The 26,691-nt window shown below is 59.7% G+C and carries 30 protein-coding genes; 25 read left to right on the forward strand and 5 right to left on the reverse strand.

Annotated features, from left to right (window positions below; translation table 11 throughout):
• Window positions 1-16: 16 nt before the first annotated feature.
• The 5 genes from NCR35_RS19990 (at window position 17) to NCR35_RS20010 (ending at window position 2,449) form a co-directional block, all read left to right on the forward strand.
• Window positions 17-373, forward strand: a complete 357-nt coding sequence (locus NCR35_RS19990) for a hypothetical protein (RefSeq protein WP_033536776.1) — start codon at window positions 17-19, stop codon at window positions 371-373.
• A 4-nt stretch (window positions 374-377) separates the two neighbouring features.
• Complete coding sequence (locus tag NCR35_RS19995) at window positions 378-1,034, forward strand: hypothetical protein (protein ID WP_033536775.1); 657 nt, start codon at window positions 378-380, stop codon at window positions 1,032-1,034.
• A 62-nt stretch (window positions 1,035-1,096) separates the two neighbouring features.
• Complete coding sequence (locus NCR35_RS20000; protein WP_144403769.1) at window positions 1,097-1,666, forward strand: hypothetical protein; 570 nt, start codon at window positions 1,097-1,099, stop codon at window positions 1,664-1,666.
• Between the two features lie 18 nt (window positions 1,667-1,684).
• Entirely contained in the window at window positions 1,685-2,098 is a 414-nt protein-coding gene (locus NCR35_RS20005) for a hypothetical protein (protein ID WP_033536773.1), read from the forward strand.
• 24 nt (window positions 2,099-2,122) lie between these two features.
• On the forward strand, window positions 2,123-2,449 hold the full coding sequence (locus NCR35_RS20010) for a hypothetical protein (protein WP_034473960.1): 327 nt from the start codon (window positions 2,123-2,125) through the stop codon (window positions 2,447-2,449).
• Window positions 2,450-2,478: 29 nt separating this feature from the next.
• Here NCR35_RS20010 and NCR35_RS20015 read toward each other — a convergent pair whose 3' ends face one another.
• The 4 genes from NCR35_RS20015 to NCR35_RS20030 form a co-directional block, all read right to left on the reverse strand.
• Entirely contained in the window at window positions 2,479-3,003 is a 525-nt protein-coding gene (locus NCR35_RS20015; RefSeq protein WP_235366297.1) for a hypothetical protein, read from the reverse strand.
• Between the two features lie 28 nt (window positions 3,004-3,031).
• Window positions 3,032-3,607, reverse strand: coding sequence for a retropepsin-like aspartic protease family protein (locus NCR35_RS20020; protein WP_051996774.1), 576 nt, complete (start codon window positions 3,605-3,607; stop codon window positions 3,032-3,034).
• Window positions 3,604-4,824: a DUF1173 domain-containing protein gene (locus NCR35_RS20025; RefSeq protein WP_051996776.1), complete on the reverse strand. Its 1,221-nt coding sequence runs from the start codon at window positions 4,822-4,824 to the stop codon at window positions 3,604-3,606. Before NCR35_RS20025 ends, NCR35_RS20020 begins: the two co-directional genes overlap by 4 nt.
• A gap of 63 nt (window positions 4,825-4,887) precedes the next feature.
• Entirely contained in the window at window positions 4,888-6,123 is a 1,236-nt protein-coding gene (locus NCR35_RS20030; RefSeq protein ID WP_081851911.1) for a KfrB domain-containing protein, read from the reverse strand.
• A gap of 278 nt (window positions 6,124-6,401) precedes the next feature.
• On the opposite strand from NCR35_RS20030, the gene NCR35_RS20035 reads away from it, so the two are divergent.
• The 20 genes from NCR35_RS20035 (at window position 6,402) to NCR35_RS20130 (ending at window position 24,981) form a co-directional block, all read left to right on the forward strand.
• Window positions 6,402-6,731 carry a DUF5658 family protein gene (locus tag NCR35_RS20035; protein WP_033536832.1) on the forward strand — a complete coding sequence of 110 codons (330 nt, stop codon included), beginning with the start codon at window positions 6,402-6,404 and terminating at the stop codon, window positions 6,729-6,731.
• Window positions 6,732-6,819: 88 nt separating this feature from the next.
• Window positions 6,820-7,746, forward strand: coding sequence for a DsbC family protein (locus NCR35_RS20040; protein ID WP_233392231.1), 927 nt, complete (start codon window positions 6,820-6,822; stop codon window positions 7,744-7,746).
• Window positions 7,743-8,000 carry a hypothetical protein gene (locus NCR35_RS20045; protein WP_033536770.1) on the forward strand — a complete coding sequence of 86 codons (258 nt, stop codon included), beginning with the start codon at window positions 7,743-7,745 and terminating at the stop codon, window positions 7,998-8,000. Before NCR35_RS20040 ends, NCR35_RS20045 begins: the two co-directional genes overlap by 4 nt.
• Window positions 8,000-8,524, forward strand: a complete 525-nt coding sequence (locus tag NCR35_RS20050) for a transglycosylase SLT domain-containing protein (protein WP_033536769.1) — start codon at window positions 8,000-8,002, stop codon at window positions 8,522-8,524. The genes NCR35_RS20045 and NCR35_RS20050 overlap by 1 nt, the downstream gene beginning before the upstream one ends.
• Window positions 8,525-8,547: 23 nt before the next feature.
• Window positions 8,548-9,189, forward strand: coding sequence for a conjugal transfer protein (locus NCR35_RS20055; RefSeq protein WP_233392236.1), 642 nt, complete (start codon window positions 8,548-8,550; stop codon window positions 9,187-9,189).
• On the forward strand, window positions 9,186-10,214 hold the full coding sequence (locus NCR35_RS20060; RefSeq protein WP_033536767.1) for a TraU family protein: 1,029 nt from the start codon (window positions 9,186-9,188) through the stop codon (window positions 10,212-10,214). Before NCR35_RS20055 ends, NCR35_RS20060 begins: the two co-directional genes overlap by 4 nt.
• Window positions 10,215-10,224: 10 nt before the next feature.
• Complete coding sequence (locus NCR35_RS20065) at window positions 10,225-10,725, forward strand: TrbC family F-type conjugative pilus assembly protein (RefSeq protein WP_033536766.1); 501 nt, start codon at window positions 10,225-10,227, stop codon at window positions 10,723-10,725.
• Window positions 10,726-10,760: 35 nt separating this feature from the next.
• Window positions 10,761-11,237: a hypothetical protein gene (locus NCR35_RS20070; RefSeq protein ID WP_033536765.1), complete on the forward strand. Its 477-nt coding sequence runs from the start codon at window positions 10,761-10,763 to the stop codon at window positions 11,235-11,237.
• Window positions 11,227-11,619, forward strand: coding sequence for a hypothetical protein (locus NCR35_RS20075; RefSeq protein WP_033536764.1), 393 nt, complete (start codon window positions 11,227-11,229; stop codon window positions 11,617-11,619). Before NCR35_RS20070 ends, NCR35_RS20075 begins: the two co-directional genes overlap by 11 nt.
• Window positions 11,620-11,631: 12 nt before the next feature.
• Complete coding sequence (locus tag NCR35_RS20080; RefSeq protein ID WP_033536763.1) at window positions 11,632-12,231, forward strand: TraE/TraK family type IV conjugative transfer system protein; 600 nt, start codon at window positions 11,632-11,634, stop codon at window positions 12,229-12,231.
• Window positions 12,228-13,223 (forward strand): TraK domain-containing protein, encoded by a 996-nt coding sequence (locus NCR35_RS20085; RefSeq protein WP_233392240.1) that lies wholly within the window; start codon window positions 12,228-12,230, stop codon window positions 13,221-13,223. Before NCR35_RS20080 ends, NCR35_RS20085 begins: the two co-directional genes overlap by 4 nt.
• A 2-nt stretch (window positions 13,224-13,225) precedes the next feature.
• Window positions 13,226-14,569: a TraB/VirB10 family protein gene (locus NCR35_RS20090; protein ID WP_033536761.1), complete on the forward strand. Its 1,344-nt coding sequence runs from the start codon at window positions 13,226-13,228 to the stop codon at window positions 14,567-14,569.
• A complete protein-coding gene (locus tag NCR35_RS20095) occupies window positions 14,566-15,282 on the forward strand; it encodes a TraV family lipoprotein (protein WP_144403768.1) in 717 nt (238 codons plus the stop codon). Before NCR35_RS20090 ends, NCR35_RS20095 begins: the two co-directional genes overlap by 4 nt.
• 102 nt (window positions 15,283-15,384) lie before the next feature.
• Window positions 15,385-15,690 (forward strand): hypothetical protein, encoded by a 306-nt coding sequence (locus NCR35_RS20100; protein ID WP_233392242.1) that lies wholly within the window; start codon window positions 15,385-15,387, stop codon window positions 15,688-15,690.
• 85 nt (window positions 15,691-15,775) lie between these two features.
• Window positions 15,776-18,355 carry a TraC family protein gene (locus NCR35_RS20105; RefSeq protein WP_033536759.1) on the forward strand — a complete coding sequence of 860 codons (2,580 nt, stop codon included), beginning with the start codon at window positions 15,776-15,778 and terminating at the stop codon, window positions 18,353-18,355.
• A complete protein-coding gene (locus NCR35_RS20110) occupies window positions 18,355-18,780 on the forward strand; it encodes a hypothetical protein (RefSeq protein WP_033536758.1) in 426 nt (141 codons plus the stop codon). The genes NCR35_RS20105 and NCR35_RS20110 overlap by 1 nt, the downstream gene beginning before the upstream one ends.
• Window positions 18,777-19,301 carry a signal peptidase I gene (gene lepB / locus NCR35_RS20115; RefSeq protein ID WP_051996779.1) on the forward strand — a complete coding sequence of 175 codons (525 nt, stop codon included), beginning with the start codon at window positions 18,777-18,779 and terminating at the stop codon, window positions 19,299-19,301. Before NCR35_RS20110 ends, lepB begins: the two co-directional genes overlap by 4 nt.
• Before the next feature lie 9 nt (window positions 19,302-19,310).
• Window positions 19,311-20,300 (forward strand): conjugal transfer protein TraF, encoded by a 990-nt coding sequence (gene traF / locus NCR35_RS20120; protein WP_081851912.1) that lies wholly within the window; start codon window positions 19,311-19,313, stop codon window positions 20,298-20,300.
• 10 nt (window positions 20,301-20,310) lie between these two features.
• Window positions 20,311-21,792, forward strand: coding sequence for a conjugal transfer protein TraH (locus NCR35_RS20125; protein WP_033536757.1), 1,482 nt, complete (start codon window positions 20,311-20,313; stop codon window positions 21,790-21,792).
• A gap of 18 nt (window positions 21,793-21,810) precedes the next feature.
• Window positions 21,811-24,981, forward strand: coding sequence for a conjugal transfer protein TraG N-terminal domain-containing protein (locus tag NCR35_RS20130; protein WP_051996780.1), 3,171 nt, complete (start codon window positions 21,811-21,813; stop codon window positions 24,979-24,981).
• Between the two features lie 1,211 nt (window positions 24,982-26,192).
• On the opposite strand, the gene NCR35_RS20135 is transcribed toward NCR35_RS20130, so the two are convergent.
• Window positions 26,193-26,690: a TPM domain-containing protein gene (locus NCR35_RS20135; protein WP_033536755.1), complete on the reverse strand. Its 498-nt coding sequence runs from the start codon at window positions 26,688-26,690 to the stop codon at window positions 26,193-26,195.
• Between the last annotated feature and the right edge of the window lies 1 nt (window position 26,691).

Below are 26,691 nucleotides of genomic sequence, written 5' to 3' on the forward strand. Positions count from 1 at the left end.
TCATGAAGGAGGTTCGATGTTCACTCTTGTCGCCAAGGTCGCAGTGCACGGCGAGTTGATCGACGTGATGCAGACTCCAGTTTCGCCGGTCGACGGCGAACGCATGCTGCAGGCAGCATTAGCCGACGATCGGGCTCTCCCAAACAACGGGCAAGATCTCGAAGACGGTGAAATGTGGGTCGACATGCACGACGCCGAGGGGAATATTGTCTCCAAAGAGCCTGCATGTTTTCACGCTGCCGACGCTGCAGATGCTCTTGAGCTGCATTTCAGCGCCCCAGCAGGTCTTATCGCTAAAGCCCTGTCAAAAAGCAACGTGATGGCCCAGTACAAGGATCACCGGGCCGCCGTGTGTTTCGCGCTGCACGGTTAACACGATGGCGGGGGAAATCCATAAACGGCTGGTGACGCTTGGCGAAAAATGGCTGAAGCGGCAGGGGTTTGCCGTAGTCGCGAGCGAGCTTGTGACGAGCGGCACGCGGGAACAAGCCGATGTTATCGGCTTCAGGTCTAACTGCTCGGCCGTGATAGAAGCCAAGGCGTCCCGGTCCGATTTTCTGGCCGACTCACGCAAGCCACATCGCATATCGGGCGGTCTAGGTGTGTATCGGTTTTATCTCTGCCTGCCCGAAGTGATGGACGTAGCCGATCTGCCGGAGCGGTGGGGCCTGCTGTACGCCGATGGGCACACCGTGCGCGAAATTCTGCGGCCGACCGGAAACGGATGGCCGTCGCTGGGTGCGAAGTTGGGAGACTGGTCCGCGTTCCAGCACGAAGCCGACGTGATTGCAGAGCGCGCCGTTTTGTTCTCCATCGCACGCCGGCGGTCATTACCTCGCTCGGTTGAGCAGTATGAAAAGCGATTGCAGGACGAAGTCAGACGGGCCGAACGGCTTGCCAGAGAGAATGTCGATTTGGCCGAACGGGTGAGAAAACTGGAACTCGCTCTGTATCTGGCAGAACGAGGGCTCACAGCGGACAAACAAAGCCCAGCCGAATTCAAGACAGCGATGCGGCGAAAGATTGCGTCGTAAAAAGGGTTGCGCAAGCGCCAACCACTCCTCAACGAAAGATTAAACAAACAATGGAACAACGCATGACCACCTGCTCGAAAATCGCCTTAACTCTTCTGTCCTGCGCCTCAGCACTGATGCTGGCTGGTTGTGGCAAGCCGGAGCATATCGACCTGCTCGGCGTCCGAGCTGGAATGTCGCTCGATGAGGTCAAGGCCGCAGCCCCTGCCGGCGCATCCTTGTACTGCCTGGGCGACGGCGACATTATGTTTGATCAGCGTGCCCGCCTGCCCCCGAGCACTACGCTCAAGTTCTGCACCTGGTCAACGCTCGGCGCCGACGGCACTCGAAGCGTCGCCCAGCTTCAACTTGGCAACGCAACGAGCTTTCAGCAGACGCTCGCGTTCAGTTATTCGGCGGCCGGGTACACGCTCAGCTCCTTTGGCATCGAATTTCCCTCTGCGGCTTTTAGCGGGATCGTCACGAGCCTGACGGAGAAGATGGGCAAGCCCGACTCAGCGGCCGGCTTCGCCGGACTCAACGAAACTGTTCAGTGGGATGGCAAGGACGGGACGCTGAAGGCCGGCCTCGACGTCTCCGGCGCGCCGATCGCGCTGGTGATGTTGCAGCGGCCCTCGACTCCGCGCAGCTGATGGCGCCGGCGACACAGAATGTACACCTCCTCCATTGGTAACCAGGCCTACACTATCGCGGTCTGGATGTTTGCCGACTGGCTCAGCCGGAACCCCTTGATGGCGGGCACTCCGCCCCAGCATTCGCCTCCTACCTGGACAACCGAACAATGGGCGCACGCGGCGACACTGGAAGATGCCTTGCGCCTGTTCGGCGCCGACGAAGACAGTGTTGAATTGCGGTCCATCAACACCGCGACGCCTACTGAGGTACGTCGATGGGTACGGGAAGACGAGCGTGACTTATGCCGCGCCGATGATGGCGTCCTGCGTCGATTTCCCGACCAGCTGCTACAAATTCTTCTCATGGGACGGGGAGAGGTCGAGCTGGACGCGGCCGGCGCAATGGCTGATGCCGTCGATCTCTTCCGCAATGTGACGCAGTGTTCTTAGCCGGTGACCGGCGAGGGAGATGATATGGAAACAATCCGGGGGCTTCTTGTCTGGATAATCGACCTTCACGACACGGACGCGATGAATCGGGTAGTCGCCGCTCAGCGCCGTGCAGGGCGTCGCATGTTCTACGCGCTGGTGACTGCCTCGGTCCTGTGTGCAATCAGCCTGGTCATGGCGCCCGACGTGTCGACTACAGACCTGGCAGCGCCACCGGCTGCTATCGCGTGGAAGCTGGCCGTCGCGCTAGCGGTCGGCGCGCTGATGACAACGGTCGTTGGCATGATGTACATCGCGCGGTATGTCATCCTCTTGCGATGGCCCGATCGCTTCGTACGTGACTCTGACTAGGGCGGAAGGCGAGCGCCTGAGCAATCGTTTCAGCCGTGTACAAAGCGGATCAGGAACGCCCCGGCCGTCCCAATCACAAGAAACGGCCACGACCGTAATGACAAGCGCCAGTCGACGCTGGACGGCCATGCCGCCATTAGCAGCTGCGCGAGACATAGCCACAGCATTGCATCCCACGCGGACGGGTGGAATCCATGACGCACTCTTAGCCATGCGACGACAGGTGCGATTGCAAAACCGAGCAGCGGAGCGAGGCTGGCAGGAGCCGCGTTCCACCACCGCACGTTCGCGAATACGACAGCACCGAACACGTAGGAACCGTCCGCTGCGCGATGGGGCCATAGGGACAAGCGTACCGGTCGCGCCAGCGTAAGAAATCCGACGATGAAATGCAGCAGTTCGTGTGCGATCGTACCCGGGAGCGCCACCAATGCGAAGGCGAGGTTGGCACGACCCCAGCGCGCTAGAAGCAGCGCGATGATCGCTGCCGGGCAAAGATATGCCAGCATCGATTTAACAGGCAGATGCTGGACTAGCGCGAGCGAGGTCACCATGAGTCGGCCGAGGGGCGCGCAGCATTATTCACTGCGCGATTTTCAACGTCATATAACCGTTGGCGTATCCAATCTGGAAACGGTTGAGTACGTTCATTCCCAGCAGGGGGAACTGCAGGTGCTCGACGACCTGCACGTCGACGTCGCTGACCGTAAAGCCGCCGAAGCTGAGGATGTTGGCCTTGCTCGTCCAACTGGTTGCCATACCGTTAGCGGTAGAAACGACAACCTGCTGGCCAGCGCGAATCCCTGCATTACGCGCCTCGTGCAGCGGAATTGCCGAAACAGTGGCGCCTGTGTCGACCAGGAATACGACCGGGTAACCGTTGATCCAGCCGGCGAGGTGGTACTGCCCGTCCGCTGACCGGGGCACCAGATAGACCCCGCGATCCAGTTTCGGTGACTCGTTCTGGACCGGCGACCGCGCGGCCAGAGGCAGCTGCGCTGGAGCATAGTTGCGACCGTCGAACACCCCGAAATGGATCGTCTGAGTGTGGCCGTAAAGAGGGAGCATCATCATGCCAGCTGCGAGTGTCGCCGCGGCTGCGGCTGGCGTGGAAACGAAGAGAGATCGTTTCGCATGCGAAAGCAGCTTCAGTGTCATTCTGCGGTATTGAAAGCGTGCGGGACGGCCTGGGATAGATCGGGCATTGCATCGCCGGCTGCCCATTGCACATGGTTGAGCCGGTCGTTTTCCAGCAGCTCGCCAAGGGCCGCCATAAAGCCGTCGGACGCGTTGCCCGGGATCATATACACCGCGGTGTGTTTCTCCGACGTGTCGCTAAGGATCACCGAAGCGAGTGGCCGTGAGGACGGGAGATTGTAGCGGAGACCTTTAACGAACCGTCGTCCGTTCGTAACGAGGCTGTCCAGCAGGTTTTTTTCGTCGACGTTCGAAAACGGCAGCCAGTGCTCGTTGGCAAGCATCAGGGCCATTTCTTCGATGTCTGCAATGCCGGCACCGCCCACGCTAAACGTCGCGATCATGACGAGGTGAATTTCGGGGAATGCGTTCCAGAGACTGACCTCGTCCTTGTAGACCTTTTCGAGCCGCTTGTTCAGATCGCTGCTCAACATGAACGGAAAATCTGGAACCTGCTTCAGGATGACCTTCTTTCCGTAGCGTGCTGCGGTCACTTCCTTGATCTCGCCGACAACAATGAAGAGCTTCTGTCCCGTCCTGCCAGCGCTCTCGGCAGAGGCGATGAGCGCGCTTCGCCGCTGCGCGATTTCCCCCTTGCGATCGACGTAGAAGGGCTCGGGTACATAAAGCGTACTCGGCAGATGCAGTCCTTTTGTATACTTGCCCTGGGCCGCGCGGACCAGGTACTTGTGGATCGTGGCCCAGCTGCGCTTGCCCTCCATCGCTGGATTCCAGTGCGTCAGGTGCGCTTCGTCCCACAGAAAATGCAGCAGAGACCGGATGGTGAGCTTCGAAGTCTCGCCCTTGATGCTTTCCTGCTCGCTGTTGCTGGGCTGTGGCGGCGCTCGCCCCGGAACCTTGTTCAGGGCGAAGTCAAGCCGTAGGGCCGTCGTTCCGTCTTCGATATCTTCCTTGATCGCGTGACCCAGTACCTCGCCGAGCCCACTGAGTTCCGCCGGCGGGTCGTACGACCCACAATCAGCGGCGTGGCCTGCTCCCGACTCTGGCATTCGCTTGATCAGATAGTGACCGTTCGACTTCGCGACGTACATTGGAATCCCCGGCCGCACGCAAAGGCACAATGGCCGGATCTTCGTGTGGTGGATACGGCCGAGTGCAGCCTGCAGTGCGGGACCGTCTTCGTCGAACAGCCGTCCGTCGATCTCATAGCGTTGCATTGCCAAACCCCGTTTTTTTAAGTGCTTGTAGGACGCAAGGTAGCGCTTCCGACGTTACTCGGTTCACGGCTCATTTATACCGCGGCTTTGCTCCTGCTTTCCCGGCGTCATTTCCTGACTCTGCTCGACCGACTTCTTCTGATCGACTTCCTGATAGTTCATCTGCACTCTCTGGCCAACGCGAACCGCACCGCTAACGTCTGAACGGGCAAACTCAACGGCATCCGTACGTCCAGTTTGCACGAGCACGTGCTTGTCTGTGACCCTGATCACCTCGCCGCGCACCACGATGTTGGGATCGAGATCGCTTGCTTTCGTGACACGTAAATGGGTTCCCGCGGTCGCCTTCGCCCCGGTCGGCTCATCGCCATCCGCAGTCAGAACAGCTTGCCCGCTACGTCCTGTCGAGCTTCCTCGTTCTCGTGCATCTCCTTGACTCCTTTCATGGCGCTGCGAATCCACTGCGAGGCTATCTCGCGGTGGGAGTCCGGCTGCCTGTCGGTAGGCGGCATCGTCGATTCGTCCGGCGTCTCGCTGCTGTTCGATTCTGGTTTGGAGTCGTTGCTGGATGTGTTCATAGTTGCCCTCTGATCTCAAGACGTTGACGTTTTCGAAACCCTGCAGATTGACCGGGTTGGACCGGTCGCGCACATCAATGATGTCGAGAAGTAGATTATTTCCGAAGTATGCGCTCAGCTGCGAAAGCGAGTCGGGCAGGCCACCGACGATCCGCGCGATGGTTCCGATGCTTGAACCCCGGCCCTCCTCGTAGAACCGCTGCAGCGTCTTGTCGAGCGCATCTTCGACCTTGGGATGTACGACCATAATATGCGCCCGGTAACCGGCATCAAGCACCTTCTGGATCTTGTCGCGGCTGGTGTCGAAGCTCGACATCTGCCCCTCAAAAACCATCACGGCATCCTGCGGCAGTCTGTTTTCCTTGAGCATCAGCGACGTTTTGCCGGCCCCTGGAGAGCCGGTCAGGAAATACACCGTGTCACGGCCCGCTTCGCGCTTCCCCTGGAGGTTTTCGGTGAAGAGGGCGGAAGACAGAACCGCCGCCGTGTTGTGCACCGGCTGGTTGTATCGGTTTCGCGCCTCCCGCGACGCGCTGAACTCCGGGAACGTCTCCTTGAAGAGATCTGCCGCAACGTACCGTCCCTCGAACGACCGGACATCGCTTTTGTAGGCCTCGATGTACTTCTCCGGCGCGGACCTTGCCGACTCTATCGCCCGCTCCTGTACGCGGCGCCGGTCCGGTTCGTCGAAATTGACGTACCGGATGTTTTCAAGCTCCATCTCACACCCCGCATAATTTGATTTTGTTAACCTGCATCCGTGATTTTAATTCGTTTGTCACGGTTGGCAAAACGTCTTCAGATCTTCCCGGCGATCCGCACTCGATGCCTTGCCGCAACGTGTTGAAATTACAACGGTTAACGGCCCCGACGAAAAGCTATGACATGGTTGGTAGTGCACAACGGAAGGTCGTGCATCGCCAGAAAAACTAAATTATAATCACCCAGTCGCCTGATTCAGTTTTTTACACAAAACGGCGCGCACACTACGGGGACGTAATGAGGACCGACCATCCCAACGCCATCTTTCGCAACCGAACGCCAGTTCTTCTCGGCGTCGTTGCGATTCTTCAGCTGCTCGACTGGCACAGCACGCTCACCGCACCGCATGGTCGGCATGAGTCGAACAAGCTCCTTAACTGGATTTCCCAGTGGATCAGCTTTGCCTACGAGTTGACGCTGATCAAGGCCGCATTTCTGCTTTTGCTCGCCATCGGCTATCTCTACTGGCGAGCGCACAAAGGAATGTATGAGCTGGAGTACGGCCTGTGCCTCGCCGTACTGATCGTCGTTTACGGCTGCGTCGTCCTCAATAACTACCTGTCCTAAGCCATCGCCGTTACGGGGATCGGGGACCGTCATGAATTGTGTCGGTACATGCTGGCGTGGTTTTCACAGCCTTGCGCCGCGCACCTGCATGCCACGCTCCGACGCCGCACACCGCAGATGGATTTCTGTCGTATCAACCGAACCGTCTGAAAGTTCGATCGCCGATAACGGCACCAACCGGAGCAACAGACTCATGCGAAGCATTTCCAAACTCACCGCCGCGCTCGTTATCGCGGGCTACGCGGCACTCGCTCACGCCGGTTTCCCCGAGGAGCTTGTCAAGCGCTTTCCGGCCGCTCAGGGTGCCAAGATCCAGCCTTCGATTCCCGGCTTCTGGTCGGTCGTCAAGGGCAGCGAAGTCTTCTTCGTGCGCGACGACTTCTCCGTGCTGATCACCGGGAACGTCATCGACCTGCGAACCAAGCAGAACCTGACGCAGGCGCTCGAACAGGCGAACCGGCCGAAGATTGATGTGGCACAACTGAACCTGAAGGATGCGATCCGCTTCGGTAGCGGCTCGCGAAAGCTCTATGTCTTCTCCGACCCCGACTGTCCTTACTGCCGTCGGCTCGATGGCGAACTCACCCAGCTCAAGGACGTTACGGTCTATATCTTCCCGTTCCCCCTCGCGCAGTTGCACCCGAACGCACCCGGCGTATCGGAAGCCGTCTGGTGTCAGTCGGATCGGGCGGCCGCGTGGGCCAAATATCAAGACCTTGCGCGTGACGGTTTCTCCGGCCCGCCGCTCGATGCGGACCCCGAAGCGGACTACAAAAAGCGATCGGCGCGCCTGATTTCTTCGTGGCGCGATTACCTGCATTCGCGCCGTCAACCCGATCAGCCGACGTGCGAGAACCCCATCGCCCGCAATCTTGCGTTCGGTGAGAAGTGGAGTATCAACGGCACGCCGGCCCTGATTTTCGAAGACGGAACGCTGGTGCCCGGCCTGACCCCCACGGCCCGTATCGAGGCGCAACTGACGCAGTCTCACGCAAACCTGACGGCATCCAAATGAGCACCCTGAAATTTCGCCTTCTTAGCGCCGTTGCCGCGCCCGGTCGCTACACGGCGCTCCATGCCGGCGTCGTCACGCTAATCGCCACGGCTGTTTTCATGATGCTGACAGCTGGCGACCTCGGTCCGTTGGGGCCACTAATCATCGCTGCATCGTTCTACGTGATTTTCGCTGCGGTGGTGATCGAACTGGTTCTCGGGCTGATTTCCTTCGGGCGTTGGCTGGCCCGAAGGGGCTTGAGCAAGTACGCGTGATGATCCGGGCCTTCGTCACGCTCGTGATCGCGCTGGGTATCTGCCAATCCGCGCGAGCTGACGCTGACCTGCGGGCATGCTTCGAGCACGCGGCGCAGCGTCGGCACATCAGCGTGAAGCTGTTGCTTGCAATCGGTCACGTGGAATCGCGCTATCGGCCAGGAGCGGTCAACACGACCACGGGCGCGATGGGGGTGATGCAGATCATGCCGTTTCACCTGAACTGGCTGAAGCGATATGGCATCAATCGTGACGATCTGCTAGACGGCTGCACGAACATCAATGTGGGCACTTTCCTGCTCTCCGACTTTATCCGCATGTATGGCAATACCTGGCGTGCGGTCGGCGCATATGGCGCGGGCATCGCACCCGGCAACGAAAAGGCACGGCTCGAATACGCGCGCCTCGTCCAGCAGCAATACGAGCGGTTGATGAACCCGGAGAGCGAGCCTGTGTTTCCTCGAGCCGCCCGGATCGAGACGCAAGCGAGGCCGACGCGACCAACAATGGTGGTGGACAAATGAACAGAAGATTTTTGCAATGCGTTGTGTTCGCACTCGCGGCCACTGCGCAGCTTGCTTGTGCCGAAGACCTCGGCGTGAAAGCGCAAACCTACGCGCTCGATCGCGACGCCACGGAGCAGATCAAGGACGTCATGCGTCACAAGCAGCAGAGCGGCGAGATGGACACGTTCTGGAAAAACTACCGGGACAAGGTGATTGCGTCGATCAAAAACCCGCCGTCGCTCGGCGTCAGAAGCGACTACACGACGCGCACGGAGTTGCACGACCTTCGGTTTGTGATTCCGTCGGACTATAAAGACCAGAACGGAAACGTGATCGTCAAACGTGGCACGGTTGTCGAACCGTTGAAAGTTATGCCGTTGACGTCTGGCCTGCTGTTCATCGACGGAACCGATCCAAAGCAAGTGGAGTACGCAATCCGGCGTAGCCAGCGGGAACCGATGAAGATCGTGCTCACGGCCGGCTCGCCGTACCTGATGCGCATCAAGTATCAGAACGTCCCGTGGCGCGGTGAGAAGGGCGTGCCTTTCTATTTCGACCAACGCAAGATCATCATCAGCACGCTCGCAAAGCTGTATGGCATCCAGATTGCCAGCGTTCCGGCTGCGCTATTCCAGCAGGGTGACAAGCTCGCCGTCCAGTTCGGTATGGGAGATATGAAATGAGACTTCTCTCGCGATTCTGGATTGCGATCGTACTGGCGTTCAGCCTGTCGGGCGGCGCCCAGGCACAGCAGATCTGCAACGGCAGTTTTCCCAATCTCATTAACGACGTCTGCTACGACTGCATATTTCCGATTTCCATCATGGGGGGGTTCATCAACCTCGGCGTTTCCTCTCAGGACTACGACACAGGCGCGAGTTCTTTTCCGGTCTGCGTCTGCGCCAACAACCTGTCGGTGGGTTCACCGGTCTCATTCTGGGAGCCGCGCTACATGGTCGATACCACGACAAAGCCCGGCTGCATGCCCCTGCTCGGAGGAATCGACATCAACACGCCGTACAACTCCGACGAGTACGGAACGGAGAACTACACGACGGCGCATCTAAACGGCAAGCGAAAGTCGGCCTTCGTACAGGTCAATGAGTACATCAATCCAGTCATGTCGGCGATCGGCGTGGTGGTGAACAACCCGTGTCTGGACAACCGCTCTTTCGACGTACCTTTCCTCAGCTGGGCAGATCCGACATGGAACGATGACTCGCTGTCGCTAATGCTGACGCCGTATGCGTATCCGTTTGCAGGCGTTCCAAGTGTTGCGGCCGAGCTGCCCGACGCGATATCGGCCACCTTCGGCTTTCCCTCGGAAATCCTCTTCTGGGTTGCTGGGGCCTGGGGCCCGATGTATCCGCTGGACGGCAACGTCGCTGTTGCGAACACGCAGGAGCAGGTTTCGCATCTGATGATCGCACGCTTGTTTGCAAAGCTGCACGCAGCCGGGGCGCAGCAGTCGACAGCTGGTCAGGACGCTCTTCAGTCATGCGGCGCCCTTGGCGTGCCGCAACTGATCATGGACAAGCGGCAGTACAAGACGAACCGGACGTTTCCGTTTCCCGACAACATGTGCACGCCGATCGGTCGGCCTCTTGCGTTTCAGGAGATCGGCGCGTCCCGTCCGCAGGACAAGGACTACGGGTACTTTCTCTTCCAGCGCAAGGACTGCTGCGCAACCTACACGGTCGCTCAGTAAAGGAGAGCAAATGAAAAGACTGCTCGCAACCATCATGCTGTGCTGTGCGGCTTCGACCCACGCTGAACAACCGTCGCTTGTCGATTCGATGACCGCACCGTGGAACACGCTGGTATTCGTCTCCACGAGGATGCCACAGGCCTCCGTGATCGAGCTGGCCCGCGAGGCCAGTCAGGCGGGTGCTGTGATTGTGCTCACCGGCTTTTCGGACGAAAACGGCACGCTGACTGCGACCCAGAAGTATGCCGCGCAGATCAGCAGCGCCTGCTGTGGAAAGAAGCCTGCCCATTGGATCATCGATCCCGTTCTGACCCGGCGCTATCACGTCACTGCAGCACCGACGTTTGTCGTTGCTCACGGCGAAAGTGACGACCCTCGCGAGTACTCAAAAGTCGCGGGCGAGATCAGTCTCGCCCAGGCACTGAAGTTCGTCGCGCAGACATCGAAACTGCCTGCCGCGAGGGACGCGGCGAGCCGCGTTTATTACTCGGCCTACGGCGATAAATACTAATTGTGATCAGTCTTCCTAGTGATTAAAATAAATGTATGACAAAGTCCAAAATGATTCTTTCGGGGTTAGCCGTCGTGTGCGTGCCGGCGTTTTCGGCACCAGCATCGGACGGCGTCACGTACGTCCAGCAGGGTCGGTACGTGTCGGGCGCTGTGGTCGTTGCGCCGGCGAATGGCGGCGAATATGTGTACTCGTCCAAGCCGGCTGACGACGGACGCGGCACGCAGCGATTCATGCTGGGGCAGGCTCCTCGCCAGAACTATGACCTGTTCAGCTCTGTGGAAGAGGCCGCACTCTGGCGTACTCGGGAACTCCAACGCGAGGCGATGGCGGCGGCGAATGCGCGGGCGAGAACGAAGCACGTCAGTCGACGCGCGGCGCCGAAGCTCAACTGGCCCAAGGTCGTTCTCGTTGGCGACAGAACGTGTGTCCCGCAATCAGCGTTTGCGTCTGCTTCGGACTGGCAGCAACACCTCGTCTGCTGGTTCGCTGGAGATCGACGTGTCGAATAAGACCTTCCGCATTCCAAAATATGGCGGCGCTGAAAGCGCGTTTCTAGGCGTTGAGTTCAAAGACACATACATCCTCATCGTCAGCGTGTTCGTTGCGCTAGTGGCAGGAAAGATCTACGGAACTGGCGCGTATCTGGGTATTCCGTTCGTCGGCTATCACGCGAACAAGAAGTACATCGAATGGCGTAGCACCCGACTGCCTGGTTTCATTCTGGTCTGGCTTTACCGCTTCGGGCTGCGAGGGTTTTCGAAAGGGTTCAAGTCGCAGCGAACGGTGTATGTCGGGGATGCCACGGTGATCAACCCCGCCTCGGACCGTCTTCTATCTCAGATGATGCGCAAGCAGGACGTCGCTGATTCCGAACAACAAGTCACTGAATAGGGCAACAACGATATGGACCTTCCGAACCGAAACAAGTCAGTCGCGGAACTCCGAAAGAAGAATGACTTCCTCATGATCGTAGTGCTGTGTCTCGCCGCGGCAGTACTGCTGTGCGTCGGCAAGGTCGTCTTCATGTCGGAAATTGTTGTGAACCGTGTTCCCGGCATGCCCGATGGCGCGAAGATCGAGCGAAACGGCATGGACGTCGGCGCGCAACAGGCGACCGCCTATGCCGTAGCTTCGGCGCTTGCTTCTGTTAATCCGAGCACCGGTGAAAGCATCAAGAAGTTTGTACAGCCGTTTTTCTCCGCCGCTGCCTACACGAAGGTTAGCCAGGCCATTGACAGCAAGGTAGCAACGCTCAGCATCCAGCACGAGCTGGGCAGCTACTACTTCATCCTCAAGCGTTTCGAGGCGGACGACAAGCTGGGTAGGGTATTCGTGCTTGGCGACGTTCACACGGTCAACGCGGCAAGAGATACAGCTGAGCCGTGGGTCTTCGAGTTTCCGGTGCATTTTGCCAACTACCAGATGATCCTCGACGACGCGATCGCTTATTCCGGTGACAAGGCACATAACTCCGAATGGATCAAGGCTCAACAAAAGAAATGAAGACCACCACACGCTACCTGCCCGCGCTGCTGTTGGCCAGCCTTGGGCTCTCGCTCCCGTTTGCCTCACGCGCTGACAGCGCGCCGGCCACGGTTGATTTCGGCCAACCGACTGGCGCAGTTTCCAGTTCGACGCCTTTTCCGTCCGCCGGCGCGCAAGGTGCGGCACCGACCCGGAAAAAGGTGGTCGCACATGTAAAAAGCAAAGCCGCGCGCAACGCGCTGACGGTCGATTCGGCAATCGCTGTGAAGGCGACGCCCGCCAAAGAAATCGACTTGCCCGGTGTACTGCACGTGCCGGGGGAGAAGCTGGGCATGGACGATCCGACGCGCTCACAAAAGGTCTCGTGGACCAATCAGGGATCGAAGACCGTCTATCTCAGTGTGACCGAACCGAACCGCATCGTGCTTCCGTTCAAGAACCCGTACATCGTGCGGATGAGCGATGTGACGGTCGACCATCGCCCGGAGAGCAACAACCTGTACGTGTACTGGAACGTCAATCGTCCTGAGGACGCGCAGCCGCGACAGATCTATATCGAGCCGCCGGGTGGTGGTGGTCAAGCCCTTGGGCTCGAGATTGTTCCGAAGACCATCCCGGGGCAGACGATCCTCGTTGCGGACGATACCGGCATTACTGCGAGCCACAAGCCAAAAACAGGTGACAGCAGCGATTACGTCACCCACGTTCAGGACCTGATGGCGTCCGTCGCGCTCGGCGAGTCGCCGAACGGCTTTTCGCAGGTCGACGTGAACCTGCCGCCGATTGGGATGGATGGATTAACCGTGACGGCCGACACGCGCTACAGCGGTCAGGAAGGGGACGTTTGGGTCTACACGGTGAGGAATCCGCGTCAGACGATTGCACAACTGCGGGAACAGGAATTCGACGGCCCCAACGTGCTTGCGGTTTCCATCTATCCGAAGCCGTTGCTGCAGCCTGGCGAAAGAGCCCGGGTCTTTGTGCTGGCCCGCAAGCGTGAGGAGCAGTGAGCATGGCACTTGAATGGCAATGGCTCGACCAGAAGAAGCAGGAATGGAACGACATGCAGCCTGGGTTCCGTTACCTGCTGATCGCGGTGACCGTGCTCGGCACGGCATTTATCACGTACAACCACTTCACGCGTCGCCCGCCGCAGACCTCGACGAGTGCAGCGTTACCCGCACAGACCGTGGCGATGCCGACCCCCGCTGCAGCTCCCGCAACCGGGGCATCGGCTCCCACGTTTACGGGTGTCGTGGGCAACGTGCTGCCGTCCTCGCCGCGCAATCAGGGACTCGAGAACGTCGTGACGGACATCGAGAGCCTGAAGTCGCAGCTCGCGGCACTCCAGCGGCAGCAGGGTGGAAATCCCGCGCCTGGGGTCGTCAACACGCCGTTCAAGGCGAGTGCCCCCGCGCCGACGACGCCCGCCACCGACAGCCAGGGTTCGAATCCGCTCGGCAAGGACCTGCCGGAAGCGGTGAGCTTCGACCAACCGGGCTCGCGCGCCAAGGCACGGCCCATTGACGCGTCCGGCGTGACAGCGAGCGCAGATGCCGCAGCGCCTGCGCCCCAGGTGGCGAACCTGCCGCCGGCACGTCCGACGATGATCGCCGACCCGGTCCCTGCCCGATCCAGCAGCGATGACGACAAGCGCCCCGATCTGGTGCTGCCGATGTACACGGGCATCGAGGCCGTCATGCTCTCTGGGATCAACGCGCGACCCAGCGGCTCGAACGGTGGAGGAGCTGCCGGAAGCGTGACATCCGCGCTCGACGTTGGCGCGCCGTTCGTTTCGCGCGTCAAGGGCATGGCGATCATGCCCAATTCGTGGAAGGCCAGTGATCTTGCGAACTGCTTCGTCGGCGGCTCCGCGACTGCCGTGCTATCCGCCGAGCGGGCCTATGGAATCGCCGATCACATCAGCTGCATCTTCAAGAACGGTGACGTGTACGAAGCGCCCATGAAGGCCTATGCGCTCGACGTTGACGGCACGCTGGGCCTGGCGGGGAAAGTGGTCAACAAGCAGGGTGCGATGCTGATGCAGGCCGCGTTGACGGGTATGGCTGCAGGCCTTGGCGCTGCGCTCGCGCCGAGCGCGGTGCCCAGCTACAACACGAACGTCGGCAGCGGCTCGGAGCAGAGCTACACCTATCCGAGCCCGAGCTATCTGGCGGGCACGGCAGTAGGCCAGGGCATCAATCACGCGGCAACTGAGCTGTCGCAGTTCTATCTGAACTTTGCCAAGGAGACCTTTCCGGTCGTCGAAGTCACGGCAGGCACCCGTGTGACCTGGATTCTCAAAGAAAACCTCGTGTTGAAGAAACGATTGGTCAACAAGGAAGCAGTCCAATGAGCAACCTTAAAAGCAAACTTGCGGTGATCGCCATTTCCGTTTGCGCTGTGCCGGTCCTATCGGGCTGCCCAGCCGCCTTTAATCCGATCGGGTCTAACTCGTACGACTGCAATCGCAAGCAGGACCCGTCGAGCATCTACTGCCACAGCTTCAAGGCTGTTGAGGCTTCGACAAACGGCGAGTTGCCGCCCAGCCGCTTCGACTCCGAGCTGAACTTCAGCCAGTACGACAAGGCGACCGACATCGCGCCGGTCGGCCAGCGCAATACGGCGGCCTCCCCGATTCGCTCTGGTTCGGGCGAGCCGGTCGTTATGGGCTCTGGCGGTCCGGCCGTTCAGGGATCGGCGACTCCAGGAACGGTTCGCACGGTTGCCGTAGACGGCATGCCTGACGGCATGCCGGTCCGTGAGGGCCCCGTTATCCAGCGGACGTGGATCAAGCATTTCGTGGACGGCAACGACATGCTGACCAGTGACACCACCGTCTACAAGGAGATCGTTGGCTCGCACTGGTCAGGATTCGATGGGGGCAACCCCGCCGGCGCCGCGCGCGGCGTCTACCCACACAAGCCTGCGGACAGCAAGGCGCTCGAGGCCGCGAAGCCCTCGCAGCCCGACACGTCCCAGCGCACCGATTTCATCCAGCCAGGACCGCAAGCATCGGCTGGTGAAAGTAGCCCAGGCAATTCCTTGCCGTCTTCAATGCCACAGTAAAAGTAGAGGAAAACCATGAAACAAAATGCTGTCTTGACTCACGCTCACGCACCGGCACGCTCGTTCCGGCCCGTAGCCGTGATGGTGCTTACGATGGGGGCGATGCTTGTTTCCGTTGGCGCACTCAACGGTGGTACGGCGCTGGCCGCAAGTGCGTGGGACACGCTTGTTTCGACCGTCCAGACGATGCTCGGCAGTACGCTCGTCATGGCGCTCGTGCTGCTCTCGCTGATCGTAACGATCTGGCAACTCGCGCATGGCGGTGGATACCGCAACCTGACCGTTGTGCTGGGCATTCTGGCGACTGCGCTGATCGGACCGTCTCTTGTCCAGACCGTTGCAACGGCGACGGGCCCGGGCTATGCGTCGACGGCACATCAGCTGGAAACGGTCGATCTCGCGCACTGACCCTATCGCGACACCTCGTAGGAGAAATCGCGGCGCGTCCATCCGGTCGCGCCGCGTTCCGCTGACGCCGACAGAGAGATTCATCTTGACTGCCAAGATCACGCAAAGCCGCACCAAACGTGCGAGCGACATCATTAACCTCGAAACCTATACCCCTGATTCGCATCTTCTGATCAGCAAGGCCGCGGGCGGAGAGAAGCCGTATATCGGCGCGGTCTACCGTATGAGTCCCCTTGCCGGCGGCGGCGGCGAATTCAGTACCGTCGTGCAAAACGTATTCAAGGCGGTCCCCGACGACTCGGTGATCACGGTCAGCCTTCTGGTTCAACCTGACCACCATGCTCCAGCCGCGTTTGCCAAGGGCAAGGTGAATGGCGGCTATGTTGTTACCGACCTGGTCAACAGGCAGCGCAGGCTGTATGAGCAAGGCCTTCGCACCGGCACGCTTGCCGACATGGGCATGATCAACAAGCGTACGGTGTATATCTCGCTCGCGGTGCCTTGCCGCAAGGCTGACGCCGAGGTCATCGAACAGGCCGAAAACCTGCAGACCGAATTCCTGACCAACGTGCGCGACTGCGGCTTCCGGGACGCGCAAAAACTTACGCCCGGTCAGGTCGTGGGCACCTACCGGCAGTTCACAGACATCTTCAACGAGCATGGCGAAGTCCAGCTCGACCAGATGATCGATCTGAAGTACCAGATCTACGGGCCCGATCAAAGTTTCGATTTCTCGGACTCGAAAATTGGCGTCATCAACGAGGACACCTACTGCTCGGTCGTGACCACCAAGAGCTACCCGGTTGAGCCGTTCCACGGCATCATGAATCTGGTCAGCGGAGCGCCCTTTAACAAGGGGCCGACGAAAGAGGGCGGCGGCCAGCGTATCGAAACCGCCTACATCCTGTCCACGACGGTGCGGGTCGCCAGCCAGCGCAAGGAGTGGACTCGCATGGAAAGCGCCATCAAGTCGCGGACCACTGCACAAAACTTTCCGATCAAGCTCGGTGTCGAAGACACCCAGGCAAAGCTCGCGGATCTGCTTGAGCTGAAGCGCCAGGTCGCTGAAGACGGCCAGAAGTTCGTGTACGCCTCGACCAACGTGTTTCTGTTCGGCCGCAAGCGCGAGGAGGTGGTGCGCGCGACTGCGACGGTGAAGGGCACTCTGGACAAGCTCGGCTTCGACGCCCGTGCGGTACTTGGCACCGGGCTGGTTCGACTCTCGCAGATTCTGCCCCTGAACTTCTCGTCCGCAATCGCCAACAATGTCGACGGCGAGGCCGTGATGGCCAGCTCCGAAGTGGGGTGCCTGCTTCCCGTCTACGGCGACTATCTCGGTAACGTCAACGCTTCATACCCGGTGACGGGCGCTGCGTACCTTACGCGACGCGGGTCTATGCACTACTTTGATCCGTACGTCAGCAATTCCAACTACAACGGTGTGCTCGCCGCGAAATCCGGTGCCGGCAAGTCGTTCAATCTGCAGTACATGATCGAGTGCGACCTGGCTCAGGGCGATTTCGTCATGCTCTTCGACAACGGCAAAAGCTCCAAAAAATTCTGTCGCTCAGTCGGAGGCGAGTTTAACGAGTTTGGCGGGCCCGATGGCTATCGACCGTCGCTGACGCCGTTCACTGGCCTGTCTGACGACGATTTCGACGCCCAGCAGGAAACGATTACGTCCCTGCATATCATGATGGCGTACGACGGCGAGACGCCCGACTCCGGCGCCCGGATTGCCGCGAACGAAGCGGTCAAGGCGGCTTGGGGCAAGGAGGGCAACAAGGCCGAAACCTCCACTGTCATCGACTGCCTCGAAAAGATGGTCGAGCAGGCTCAGTCGAATCCGATCAAGAACCAAGTCATCACGGCCGCTGCCAACCTCATTCCGCGCCTGAAGGCGTTCGTGGAATCGCCAACTCGCGGCCCGTACTTCCGCGGTCCAAGCACGCTGAATCCCCGCTCCCAGTTCACGGTGTTTGAACTGGCGAGCCTCGGCGATGACGACCACCTCAAGCGCGTTGTGCTGTTCTGCTGCCTGAACGTCCTGATGTCGCGCGTCAGGACCATTCCCGGCCGGAAGCGCATCTATGTCGACGAGGCGCAGGACCTGTTCCAGGTTCCGGCGGCCGCAGCCGCGATGGAAGGGCTCTATCTGAAGGGCCGGAAAGAAAAGCTCGCGGTCTGGATCATCGTCCAGTCGCTGCTGAAGATCGCCGGCTTCCCGGCCGGCGCCGTGATCCTCCGGCAATCGGCGTGGAAGGTAATCATGGAGCAGGAACCTGAAGAAATCGACGCGGTGATCGCGCAGAAGGTCATGACGGCATTCGCCGACGATCCGTATTTCAACCGCCTGTTGCGAAGCGTTGAATCGAGAAAGGGATTCTGGAGCGAGTCCCTGATCATGGGCGACAAAACGTACGAAGTTGTCCGTCTCTATGTGGACAAGTTCACTGCAACGCTCTTCAGTTCTGAAGGTGACGATCGCGACGTCGTGCTGCAACTCATGGATGAAGGCATGGACGTGCTCGACGCAGTCCGGAAAGTGATGGGCGACAAGAAAGCCCGCCGCACCGAGTGGTTCCGCAAGATCCTCGCAATGTGCACCGATCACGATGGACTCACACCGAACGAAGTCATCAACGAGATAAAGGAGCTGCAGTAATGAAAGGACTTATGACAGCGGGCTCGGTGCCGTACTCCGTCGTGATGATGCTGTCGCTTGCGGTCTACCTCATGGGACACCAGACGGCCAAACCGGCTCCGCGCATTGCGGTGGCCGAGAAGAGCGCGGTCATCCTCGAGGCCGCCCTCAATGATCCGTCTGCGTCCCAAGAGAAATTGAAGCAGCAGGTCGCCGTGCCGATCCGTGGGGTGATCCAGCGGTACGAAAAGGCTGGCTTCGTGGTGGTTAATACCAGCCGCAATGATCAGGGCGATATAACCCTCGACGCCCTGCCGGCTGACACGATCGACATCACGAACGAGCTGCGCACTGCCGTGCATCTTCCTGTGCAGAAACCCGACGTTGCGTCCCCTGCGCCGGCGGAAGCGACTGCTAGCGCGAGTGCAGCGGGTGCCCGTCAATGATCCACGACGCAGCAGCAAGCGCAGAAGCGCCGGCCTACGATCGCGGAAAGTTCCTCATGTTCTTCCTTGGGGTGCTGCTCATTGCGTGGGGGTTCTGGAGCAAGCCGATCATCACGATCGGTTTTGACCCGCAAAACGAGCGCTGCCTTCCCGACCTGCATCTAGCGCTGCTGGTACACCGTGCTCCCGCAGCGGTCCACGACGGCGATCTGCTGTTCTGGACGCCGTCTGGCGCGTTGGCCGGCTTCAAGGAACGCTTCATCCTCAAGCAGGTTGCGGGCGTGCCCGGCGATCGCGTGACGATTCGCGACGGCAAGGTCCAGATCAACGGAAAGACAGTGGTGCAAGGTTTCCCGCTCGCGCGCTTCTACCACCGTGGTGAAAAAGAATTCGAGCGCGACGAGATCATTCCGCCCGGGGAGTTTTTCATGGTTGGTGTTCATCCCCTCTCGAATGACTCGCGCTATTGGGGCTACCTCGACGCAGGCCGGGTCGCAGGCTTCGCTTACCGTCTCTTCTGAACGACCAGTATGGTTCGCCGATTCCACATCATTCGATTCAGCTGTGCGCTCGCGTATTTGCTCACAACCACTTGTGCCTTGGCCCAGGCGGTGTCTCCGCGAGGCGACGCGTATGGCGACGCGTTTCTGAACTATCAGCCATACGTGACACCTGCAGCCCCGGCTTCTGCACCGCCGCCCGTCGCCGCAGCACCCGCCGCTCGCGCCCCCGCGCCAGCCTCTGCTCCGGCATCGGATGGCAAGCAGGCCGTCACGGTGGAATTCCTCCGCAAGATCTACCCCCAACTGGAAGAGCGGGCGATCAACAATCCGACGGATGCGAATGTCTCCGACTACATGTATGCCAAGCGTGTGATTTTCGACAAGGCGCAACGCTTTTCGGAGGCAGTGGTCCGGGTTCTTCACGAAGACCCGGTTCTGGACGAGAACAATCGCGTTCCGTATGCGTCGATTGGCGCACGCTCCGTCCGGAACGCCGACTATCAGGCGCAACAGAAGGCCGTCGAGGAGCTGTCGAAGATCGGTGGCCTCGTTGTATTTGTTGACGGCTCCTGCCGCTTCTGCGCCATGCAGCTACCGATTCTCGACATGCTCCGGCGTGGCTACAACGTCGAGTATCTGGTGATCTCGCTCGATGGTACCCGTCCCAAGGGATTCACGGGCAGCATCATGCAGGACAACGGCATGTTCCATAAGCTCGGGCTGAAGCTGACGCCGTCGATTGTCTTCGTCCCGCACCCCCGCGCCTATAACGGGCCCGTGGACCCGAACAAGTACCTGATCGTCTCGCAAGGGTTTTACGCCGAGGACGAACTGGTCAAGCAAATCGCATTTGCGGGTCATGACACGCAGTTGCTCAGTGCGGACGTCATGCGAGACCTGAACGTCTGGGACCGCGGCGTAGCGAGCACGCAAGACCTGAACAACCTGCGGCTGGACCCAAGCAAACCGGGTTCATTCAAGGAAACCCTGCAACCATATCTGCTCAAGCAGTATTAAGGAGTCGCCCATGCGTATAAAACATATTCTGGTGGCCATTGTGCTCGCGCTTGCGCCGATGTTCGCGTTTGCAGGGATTTTCGCTGACCTCGGCTCGATGGTCATGAGTAATTCGACGGCGCCTGGCGTGCTGACTACCAAGGATCGGGTGGGTGTGTTCATGGGTGGTTTCTCGATGCGTGCGCCGATCCAGTCGGTGAACCTCATCACCTTCGACCCGCCTCGGATTGATGCCGGGTGTGGTGGCATCGATCTCTATGGAGGCTCGTTCAGCTTCATCAACGGTCAGCAGCTGATCCAGATCTTCCGGCAGGTAGCCGCGAATGCGGCGGGCCTCGCATTCAAGGCCGCTATCAAGGCGATCTCACCGTCACTGGACGCGCTGATCACCGAGTTCCAGACGCTGCTGCAGAACCTGAACAATCTCGCTAAGAATTCCTGCCAGCTCGCCCATCTCATCGTCGACCCTGCGGCCGCGGCGCTGTCCAACGCGGTCAACGGTGACGGCAACATCGCCAGTACGGATTCGGGCATGCTCAGTGACGCCTTCTCCGGCCTCACGAGTTACCTGTCGAATGCGAACTCGTTCCTCAAGCAGCAGTCGGCGAACAATCCGAAGAGTGGCAACTCGCTGGTGAAGACAGTCGTGTCCTCCGGCGCATCGTCGATCATGGGCCTCGCGGGACTTCCGAACGTTGACGGCAGCAGCGACGACGCGACGAATCCGAACAGTCTGAACAACCAGATTCTGTATGCGCTGCTCGGGTACAACATCGATGCAGTCCCGTGTAACAGCCTGAACCAGAGCGGGCAAGGCGTCAGCAGCTCCACGCCGTCCGGCAACAGCATCGGCCAGGTTACCTGTTCGGGCCCGGCATTGATCACCCTCGACGACATTGTGAAGGGCGGCGGCACGGGCTCGCTGCGTCCGAGCACCCCCTTGTCGCTCTACCGATGCGTGAACCCGAGCGGCAGCATCGCAGGCGGCATTGACGCACAGATCTGTACGCAGATGCAGGTGGTGTCGTTCAACTATCAGGGCATCGAAGGTTGGGTTAATACGATGCTGTTCGGCCAGGCTGACCCGGCCAACGGTGTGTCCGGCTCCTCCATCGTCGGTCAGGTCAACAGCGGTACGTCGACAAGCTTCACGACTGCACAGGTTCAGTTCATGAAGCAGGCGGGCGTGCCTCTGGCCGCGCTGCTGTCGAAAACGTCGAATCCGAATACCCGCGTTGCGATCGCGCAAAGGCTTGCGCCGCACATCGTGGATTGTGTCGCCTCGCATATGGGCGAAGTGCTGTACAAGGGCGCCAATCTGATTCAGACCTCGACCGGCTTCGATCTCACCGACGACGAAAAGGACCGTATCAAGCAGTTGCGCGGCGACTATCTCGTCAAGCAGACCGCGTGCAACAACAGCGACGTGATGCTGAAGATCGTTACGGAAATCAACGAAGACACGCGGTTCATGTCGTCCAACATCAAGTAAGCGCAGCGAGGGGAAACAGTGGCTATTCCAACTCTCACCATCTATTCCACGAGCGCCGACCTGACGACGCTCTACGCCGTGCTGAACGGGGTAGCGATGATCTGCAAGGAGGACGCGTGGATCTGGGGCTTTGCGCTTGTTGTCGCCATGTGGCGACTGCTTGCGTCGTCCACCAGCGCCGTCCTGAGGAGCCCAGGCGGGCAGGGTGCCGCCGTCCTTGGTCATGGCGCATTCAACACACTCATGCCCTTCATTTTGGCTATGACCCTCACCAATCCGATGCTCAAGGGCACGGTGCAGCTCGAGGCAACGGTCAATGGTGCGGTTACCGAGGTCGATAACGTTCCGCTCGTCATTTCGGCGATTCCGGCCGCCGGCAGCATCCTGTCGATGGATCTGAACGCGGCATACTCGACTGCGTTCCAGACCGTTGACGCGGACTATCCCGCAATCTCGGCGAGTGCAAATGGTTTCCTGAACCCACTAAAGGTCTTGCTAACCTCTCGCACGGCGATGGTGAGACTCGGCGGTGTCGACTCAGAAGTGAAAACCGTGCTCGCAGCCTGCCTCGGGCCCGATTCCGGAGTCAACTACGCGAGCATCCAGAATCTCGTCCAGAACGCCGGCAACACGGGCGCGACGAGCGCACAGTCCATTTCGATCAACGGGCTGAACCCGACCGCTCTTGGCGCATTGCTGTACCAGGCATCGCTGAACACCAACGGCATGGTGAATGATCCTGGGCTCAGCTCGACGCAGATTCTTTCCTGCTCGGATGCCGCGTACAAGGTCGCGGACGACATTACCGACGCACTCAATTCCGTCGAATTCACACGTGTCATTCAGGGCGCGGTCAACGGCATGGACCAGCCGTTGCCGGGGGCAGACTATAGCTTCAACACGGTTGCAGCGCAGTATTCTGCAGTCACGCGGGCAAATACCCTGGGCAACGTGTTCTCCGGCGGGACGGGGCAGGCTAATGCAGAGTTCATGAATCTGCTTTTCTCGGAGATAGTCGAGACGAACCTGAACTGCCTGAAGGCGAGTAGCGACACGCTAGTGGAATGTCAGGCGACCGCACTACAGGCCGCCGAGGTCGAGCGAAACAACCTCCAGCAGGCGGCCAGCGAAGTGCCGATGCTGCGGTACGCGGGCAGCTTCGGCAATTACCTGCTTGCGATGATCATCGGGCTCGGCCCGGCCATCGTCATGCTGATGATGTTCGCGGGCATCGAGGCGGGGAAATGCGTCAAGACGGTCGCGCACATCATCGTGTGGCCGTTGCTCGTGGTGAACGTCGGCGCGGAGCTCGTGAACAGCATGATCTGCGTCGACGTGGCGAACTACCTCCAGTCGCTGCGCCAAGGCGGCTGGATCTCGCAGGCGTCCACGCTTTCCGCGTACAAGGAACTCAGCCTGCAGATTGGCGTCGGCTCCCATATCATGGCGAGCCTTCCGGTGTTGATGAGCCTGATCTTTGGGCTGGGTGAATCGTCCGCGATGACGAGTGTCGCCACAACGATCGCACCTAAAGGTCGGGATACGGCCGATAACCTCGCGCCAGCGCCCGAATCGACGCGACCGATGTTCGAGAACAGCGCGGTGGGCACGATCAGCCAGACAGGCAATGGGTCCGGCCGCCTGGCGATGACGGGTAGCCTTAACGCCGTCTCCACAAGCAATACCTTCGGTAATTCGGTACGCGAGGCCGCGCGATCACTGACCGAATCGGACACGCGGTCGAGGGCCTTGACGGCAGGGGAGTCGAACCTCGCCGATATTCGCAGCGCCATCAGCAGCGGCAACTACCAGAGCATCGGGCTGGATCGCCAGGTCGGGGAGGCCCTTGCACGCAACTTCAACGCAGAACAGCGCACAGGTAATGACATGCAGGCGGGTGGCGCTGTCACGGGCGTGCGCAGCAACTCCAATCAGACGTCCGCTGGTGGGGGCGGAAGCGCGAGCTTCAGCAACAGGGGACTTCGCTTCAACGTGGGCGCGCACGGCGACACGGCGACGAGTGCGAACGATTCGTTGCAGGACGCACAAAGCCGCACGCGTAATGAAAACTACAACGACTCCGTGGCGATGTCACGCGCCTTGTCCAAGACGATGTCTGAGTTCCAGAACACGAGTGCGGGGCAACGCTCGTCGAGTGAACTGTCCAAGAGTCTGTCTATCCAGCAGTCCTACCAAAAAACACTCAGCGAGGTGCAATCGGTCTCCGACTCCGCGAGCCAAGGCGTGCGCGACACGTCCAGCATGGTCAACATGAGTTCCACCATCGGTGCAACGGAGCTTGCATGGCAGCAGAGATCGAACAGCGAATACGCCGCGTTCCAGCTAACGTCCGGCCGCCAGTTCTCTGAGAACTCGGCTGTACAACCCTATATTGCCAAGGCCGAGTCGGACGCAGCGTCCGGAGCGACGGACCGCGTCGTTGGCGATCGTGACGCGCAGGATGCGGTTAATCGGCATCGCGCAGCGGTGATGATGGCGCAGGACGAAAAGGCCGCGCCGGCGGATCGTCTTGCAGCAGCGCGATACCTCGCGGACGAAGGCCGCGCGCTTCAGCACATGCGTTTCGAGCCCAACGTGAATAGCGGGCCAATGAACCTCGATATCGGCAAGCCGGTTGATGGCACGGGCGTGGATGGCGGCGGACTGGCGAACGCGGCCGGAGCGCGGATGCACGGACCAATGGTTGGGGCGATTCCTTCACAGCGAGCGCCGGCCAGCGTTCCTCAGGCGCATCCCACAGCTCACCCGGCGGCGGCGCACCTTGCACCGGCTCACCCAGGTTCCCGCGTGCCGAACGCTCCCGCCCTCGCAGGTCGACCGCAGGAATTGCCCAAGGCGGCGGACCCGAACTTCAACCTTGCCCCTGATCTGCAGAACGAAGTTCAGTCGAGGGTTGCCGGCGGTCGTCATAACGTTGAGCAGGCGGTCACGGGCGCCGAGCGGCTCGCTGCTGATTCCGGCCTCGACGCGAACGGTCACGGCACAGTGATCAGAACGGCTGCGAATGTCGCAGACAACGTTGTCGACGTGGGCCGAAAGGACGGGCAGTCTTCCCGTACGCGTCTGGGCAATACCGATCGTGTTGAGAAGCCTGCGGATAAGCCCGCAGCCCAGCAAGGTGAACCGCCGAAGTCTCACTTTGTACGTCGTGGCCCCGGCGGCCAGTAGAGGATTTTGACCAGCACGTAAAGGGGTGGTCTTGATTCCCGTGCATTTTCCGGGTTAGGGCGCTCTAGCTCCGACAAGGCTTTGCCTTCTGGCGCCAAATTAATATCGTTTGTCGGCTGGTTCGATGAAAAGAAGCGAGTAATACGTGCCGCCGCGGCTTTCGTTGAGAAGTGACGAAAAAGCGTCGCAGGCAACTACGTCTGGTAGTCATGCAACTTCAGAAGACATGAAACAACTCCTGGACTTCGCTCTTCGAAACCTGGCCCTGCTGTATGTGCCGGCCGTGGCGCTAGTCCTCATTTTGGTCCTTTTTTGCGCATCATGAAGCGATACGTGAACGAGGGTGTCTTGTTCAGGCGCTCGCGTCAGCCTGACACTGCCCGAGTGGAAACCGCGCCAGAGCGTTGCCCCTCTCGGAAGACCATATCGACTTGGAGCCGGCCCTTCGTAAGATTCAGGAACTGGCGCGTGAGGAAGATGGTTCGGGCGGTGCCTATTGGAACCACGTCGGTCGGCTTCTTGAACGAGTAGCGGAAATGCAGACGGAGATAGACTCGCTCACCGAGGAGCTCGAACGATGCCGTGCAGTGCTTCGCAAGACAGACTGACCCAAGAAGTAACTATGACGCTGCCGCGATTCAATCCTCAGTTGCAGTTCGTATTCGTCACGTTGCCGCTGCGAACTCAGTCGCAGTGCGTGCCCGTACTGAACGTCTGGAGGGTCATCTCTGGGAACTGCCGTGCATTGACTCTCCGCATTTAGGTCTCCCCATGCGTTCCTGCATGAAGACCGCATGGAGACGGTGGCGACTCGCCGCCTGAGATACGGCGAAGGGCCGAAGATGTGAACGGAGTGTGGCCCTAAAAGAGACTTCTGTTCTTAGCTTTTTGAAGAAAGCCTAATATCTTGGAACGAACTCTTTTTAGTATATTAGAGAATCGGATTTATACGCAGACAGCTAAGCAGTCGCGCGACCAGCACTTCGCACGAGCGCTTACATGAAATTGAGCATACAGACCCATACAACGGGTGCCAGATTGATGCGACACGAAAGCGCTCCTAGAAATTTATAGCGCCCCGAGAGCCAATACGTGCAGCGTTTCGTCTCCCAGTTGGAGTTTTGCCTCTGCGGCCTTTGACGCTGCTTGCCATCGTCTGACGCGGTATAAATCGGCCATCCGTTGTCCTTCCCCATGCGGGGTGGCCCGGCTCATAATACGGTCGGCTTGCTCGGCAGTTCGCTGCGTAGCTCCTGCTGGATAGGGAAGTGCCTCGTGAGCAGTTCGGTCACTTCTTCTATGCCCTTGAGAACGCCGACCTCGTACTTGGCGAGCTTGAAATTCGCCTCCATTTTCTTGCAAATCCTTTCCCATTCGGCAGCGTGCACCCGGGCGTGCACACCTCGGTCAGCGACGATTTCAACATCACGGTCGGCGAGCAGGAGATAGATGAGTATTCCATTGTTGTGCTCAGTGTCCCAAACACGAAGCTCCGAAAAGACATCAATTGCGCGCTCCCTCGCTGTCGTGCCGCGCCGTAGTTCACTAACGTGCAGTGCGCCGTCCACGGCAAATCGAACCTGTCCTATGTGGGCGTGGTGACTTGTCTGAATCGCCTTTTCAATTGCTCGCAGCGTCCGGTGTGGGAAGGCACGGTCCACTTGCCAGCGAGTCATGAACATGTGTCTGACGACGCGTCTTAGGTCCATG

Origin of the sequence: Caballeronia sp. AZ10_KS36 (assembly GCF_023631105.1) — a bacterium.
GTDB lineage: Bacteria > Pseudomonadota > Gammaproteobacteria > Burkholderiales > Burkholderiaceae > Caballeronia.

Excerpts from the sequence above, each read along its gene's own strand:
- NCR35_RS20000 (WP_144403769.1), top strand. The coding sequence starts at position 1,097 with ATGACCACCTGCTCGAAAATCGCCTTAACTCTTCTGTCCTGCGCCTCA.
- NCR35_RS20020 (WP_051996774.1), bottom strand. The coding sequence starts at position 3,607 with ATGACACTGAAGCTGCTTTCGCATGCGAAACGATCTCTCTTCGTTTCC.
- NCR35_RS20100 (WP_233392242.1), top strand. The coding sequence starts at position 15,385 with ATGCTTGTTTCCGTTGGCGCACTCAACGGTGGTACGGCGCTGGCCGCA.
- NCR35_RS20095 (WP_144403768.1), top strand. The coding sequence starts at position 14,566 with ATGAGCAACCTTAAAAGCAAACTTGCGGTGATCGCCATTTCCGTTTGC.
- NCR35_RS20025 (WP_051996776.1), bottom strand. The coding sequence starts at position 4,824 with ATGCAACGCTATGAGATCGACGGACGGCTGTTCGACGAAGACGGTCCC.
- traF (WP_081851912.1), top strand. The coding sequence starts at position 19,311 with ATGGTTCGCCGATTCCACATCATTCGATTCAGCTGTGCGCTCGCGTAT.
- NCR35_RS20050 (WP_033536769.1), top strand. The coding sequence starts at position 8,000 with ATGATCCGGGCCTTCGTCACGCTCGTGATCGCGCTGGGTATCTGCCAA.
- lepB (WP_051996779.1), top strand. The coding sequence starts at position 18,777 with ATGATCCACGACGCAGCAGCAAGCGCAGAAGCGCCGGCCTACGATCGC.
- NCR35_RS20015 (WP_235366297.1), bottom strand. The coding sequence starts at position 3,003 with ATGGTGACCTCGCTCGCGCTAGTCCAGCATCTGCCTGTTAAATCGATG.
- NCR35_RS20080 (WP_033536763.1), top strand. The coding sequence starts at position 11,632 with ATGGACCTTCCGAACCGAAACAAGTCAGTCGCGGAACTCCGAAAGAAG.
- NCR35_RS20040 (WP_233392231.1), top strand. The coding sequence starts at position 6,820 with ATGCCACGCTCCGACGCCGCACACCGCAGATGGATTTCTGTCGTATCA.
- NCR35_RS20135 (WP_033536755.1), bottom strand. The coding sequence starts at position 26,690 with ATGGACCTAAGACGCGTCGTCAGACACATGTTCATGACTCGCTGGCAA.
- NCR35_RS20010 (WP_034473960.1), top strand. The coding sequence starts at position 2,123 with ATGGAAACAATCCGGGGGCTTCTTGTCTGGATAATCGACCTTCACGAC.
- NCR35_RS20045 (WP_033536770.1), top strand. The coding sequence starts at position 7,743 with ATGAGCACCCTGAAATTTCGCCTTCTTAGCGCCGTTGCCGCGCCCGGT.
- NCR35_RS20110 (WP_033536758.1), top strand. The coding sequence starts at position 18,355 with ATGAAAGGACTTATGACAGCGGGCTCGGTGCCGTACTCCGTCGTGATG.
- NCR35_RS20125 (WP_033536757.1), top strand. The coding sequence starts at position 20,311 with ATGCGTATAAAACATATTCTGGTGGCCATTGTGCTCGCGCTTGCGCCG.
- NCR35_RS20065 (WP_033536766.1), top strand. The coding sequence starts at position 10,225 with ATGAAAAGACTGCTCGCAACCATCATGCTGTGCTGTGCGGCTTCGACC.
- NCR35_RS20070 (WP_033536765.1), top strand. The coding sequence starts at position 10,761 with ATGACAAAGTCCAAAATGATTCTTTCGGGGTTAGCCGTCGTGTGCGTG.
- NCR35_RS20085 (WP_233392240.1), top strand. The coding sequence starts at position 12,228 with ATGAAGACCACCACACGCTACCTGCCCGCGCTGCTGTTGGCCAGCCTT.
- NCR35_RS20030 (WP_081851911.1), bottom strand. The coding sequence starts at position 6,123 with ATGGAGCTTGAAAACATCCGGTACGTCAATTTCGACGAACCGGACCGG.
- NCR35_RS20090 (WP_033536761.1), top strand. The coding sequence starts at position 13,226 with ATGGCACTTGAATGGCAATGGCTCGACCAGAAGAAGCAGGAATGGAAC.
- NCR35_RS20035 (WP_033536832.1), top strand. The coding sequence starts at position 6,402 with ATGAGGACCGACCATCCCAACGCCATCTTTCGCAACCGAACGCCAGTT.
- NCR35_RS20005 (WP_033536773.1), top strand. The coding sequence starts at position 1,685 with ATGTACACCTCCTCCATTGGTAACCAGGCCTACACTATCGCGGTCTGG.
- NCR35_RS20060 (WP_033536767.1), top strand. The coding sequence starts at position 9,186 with ATGAGACTTCTCTCGCGATTCTGGATTGCGATCGTACTGGCGTTCAGC.
- NCR35_RS19995 (WP_033536775.1), top strand. The coding sequence starts at position 378 with ATGGCGGGGGAAATCCATAAACGGCTGGTGACGCTTGGCGAAAAATGG.
- NCR35_RS19990 (WP_033536776.1), top strand. The coding sequence starts at position 17 with ATGTTCACTCTTGTCGCCAAGGTCGCAGTGCACGGCGAGTTGATCGAC.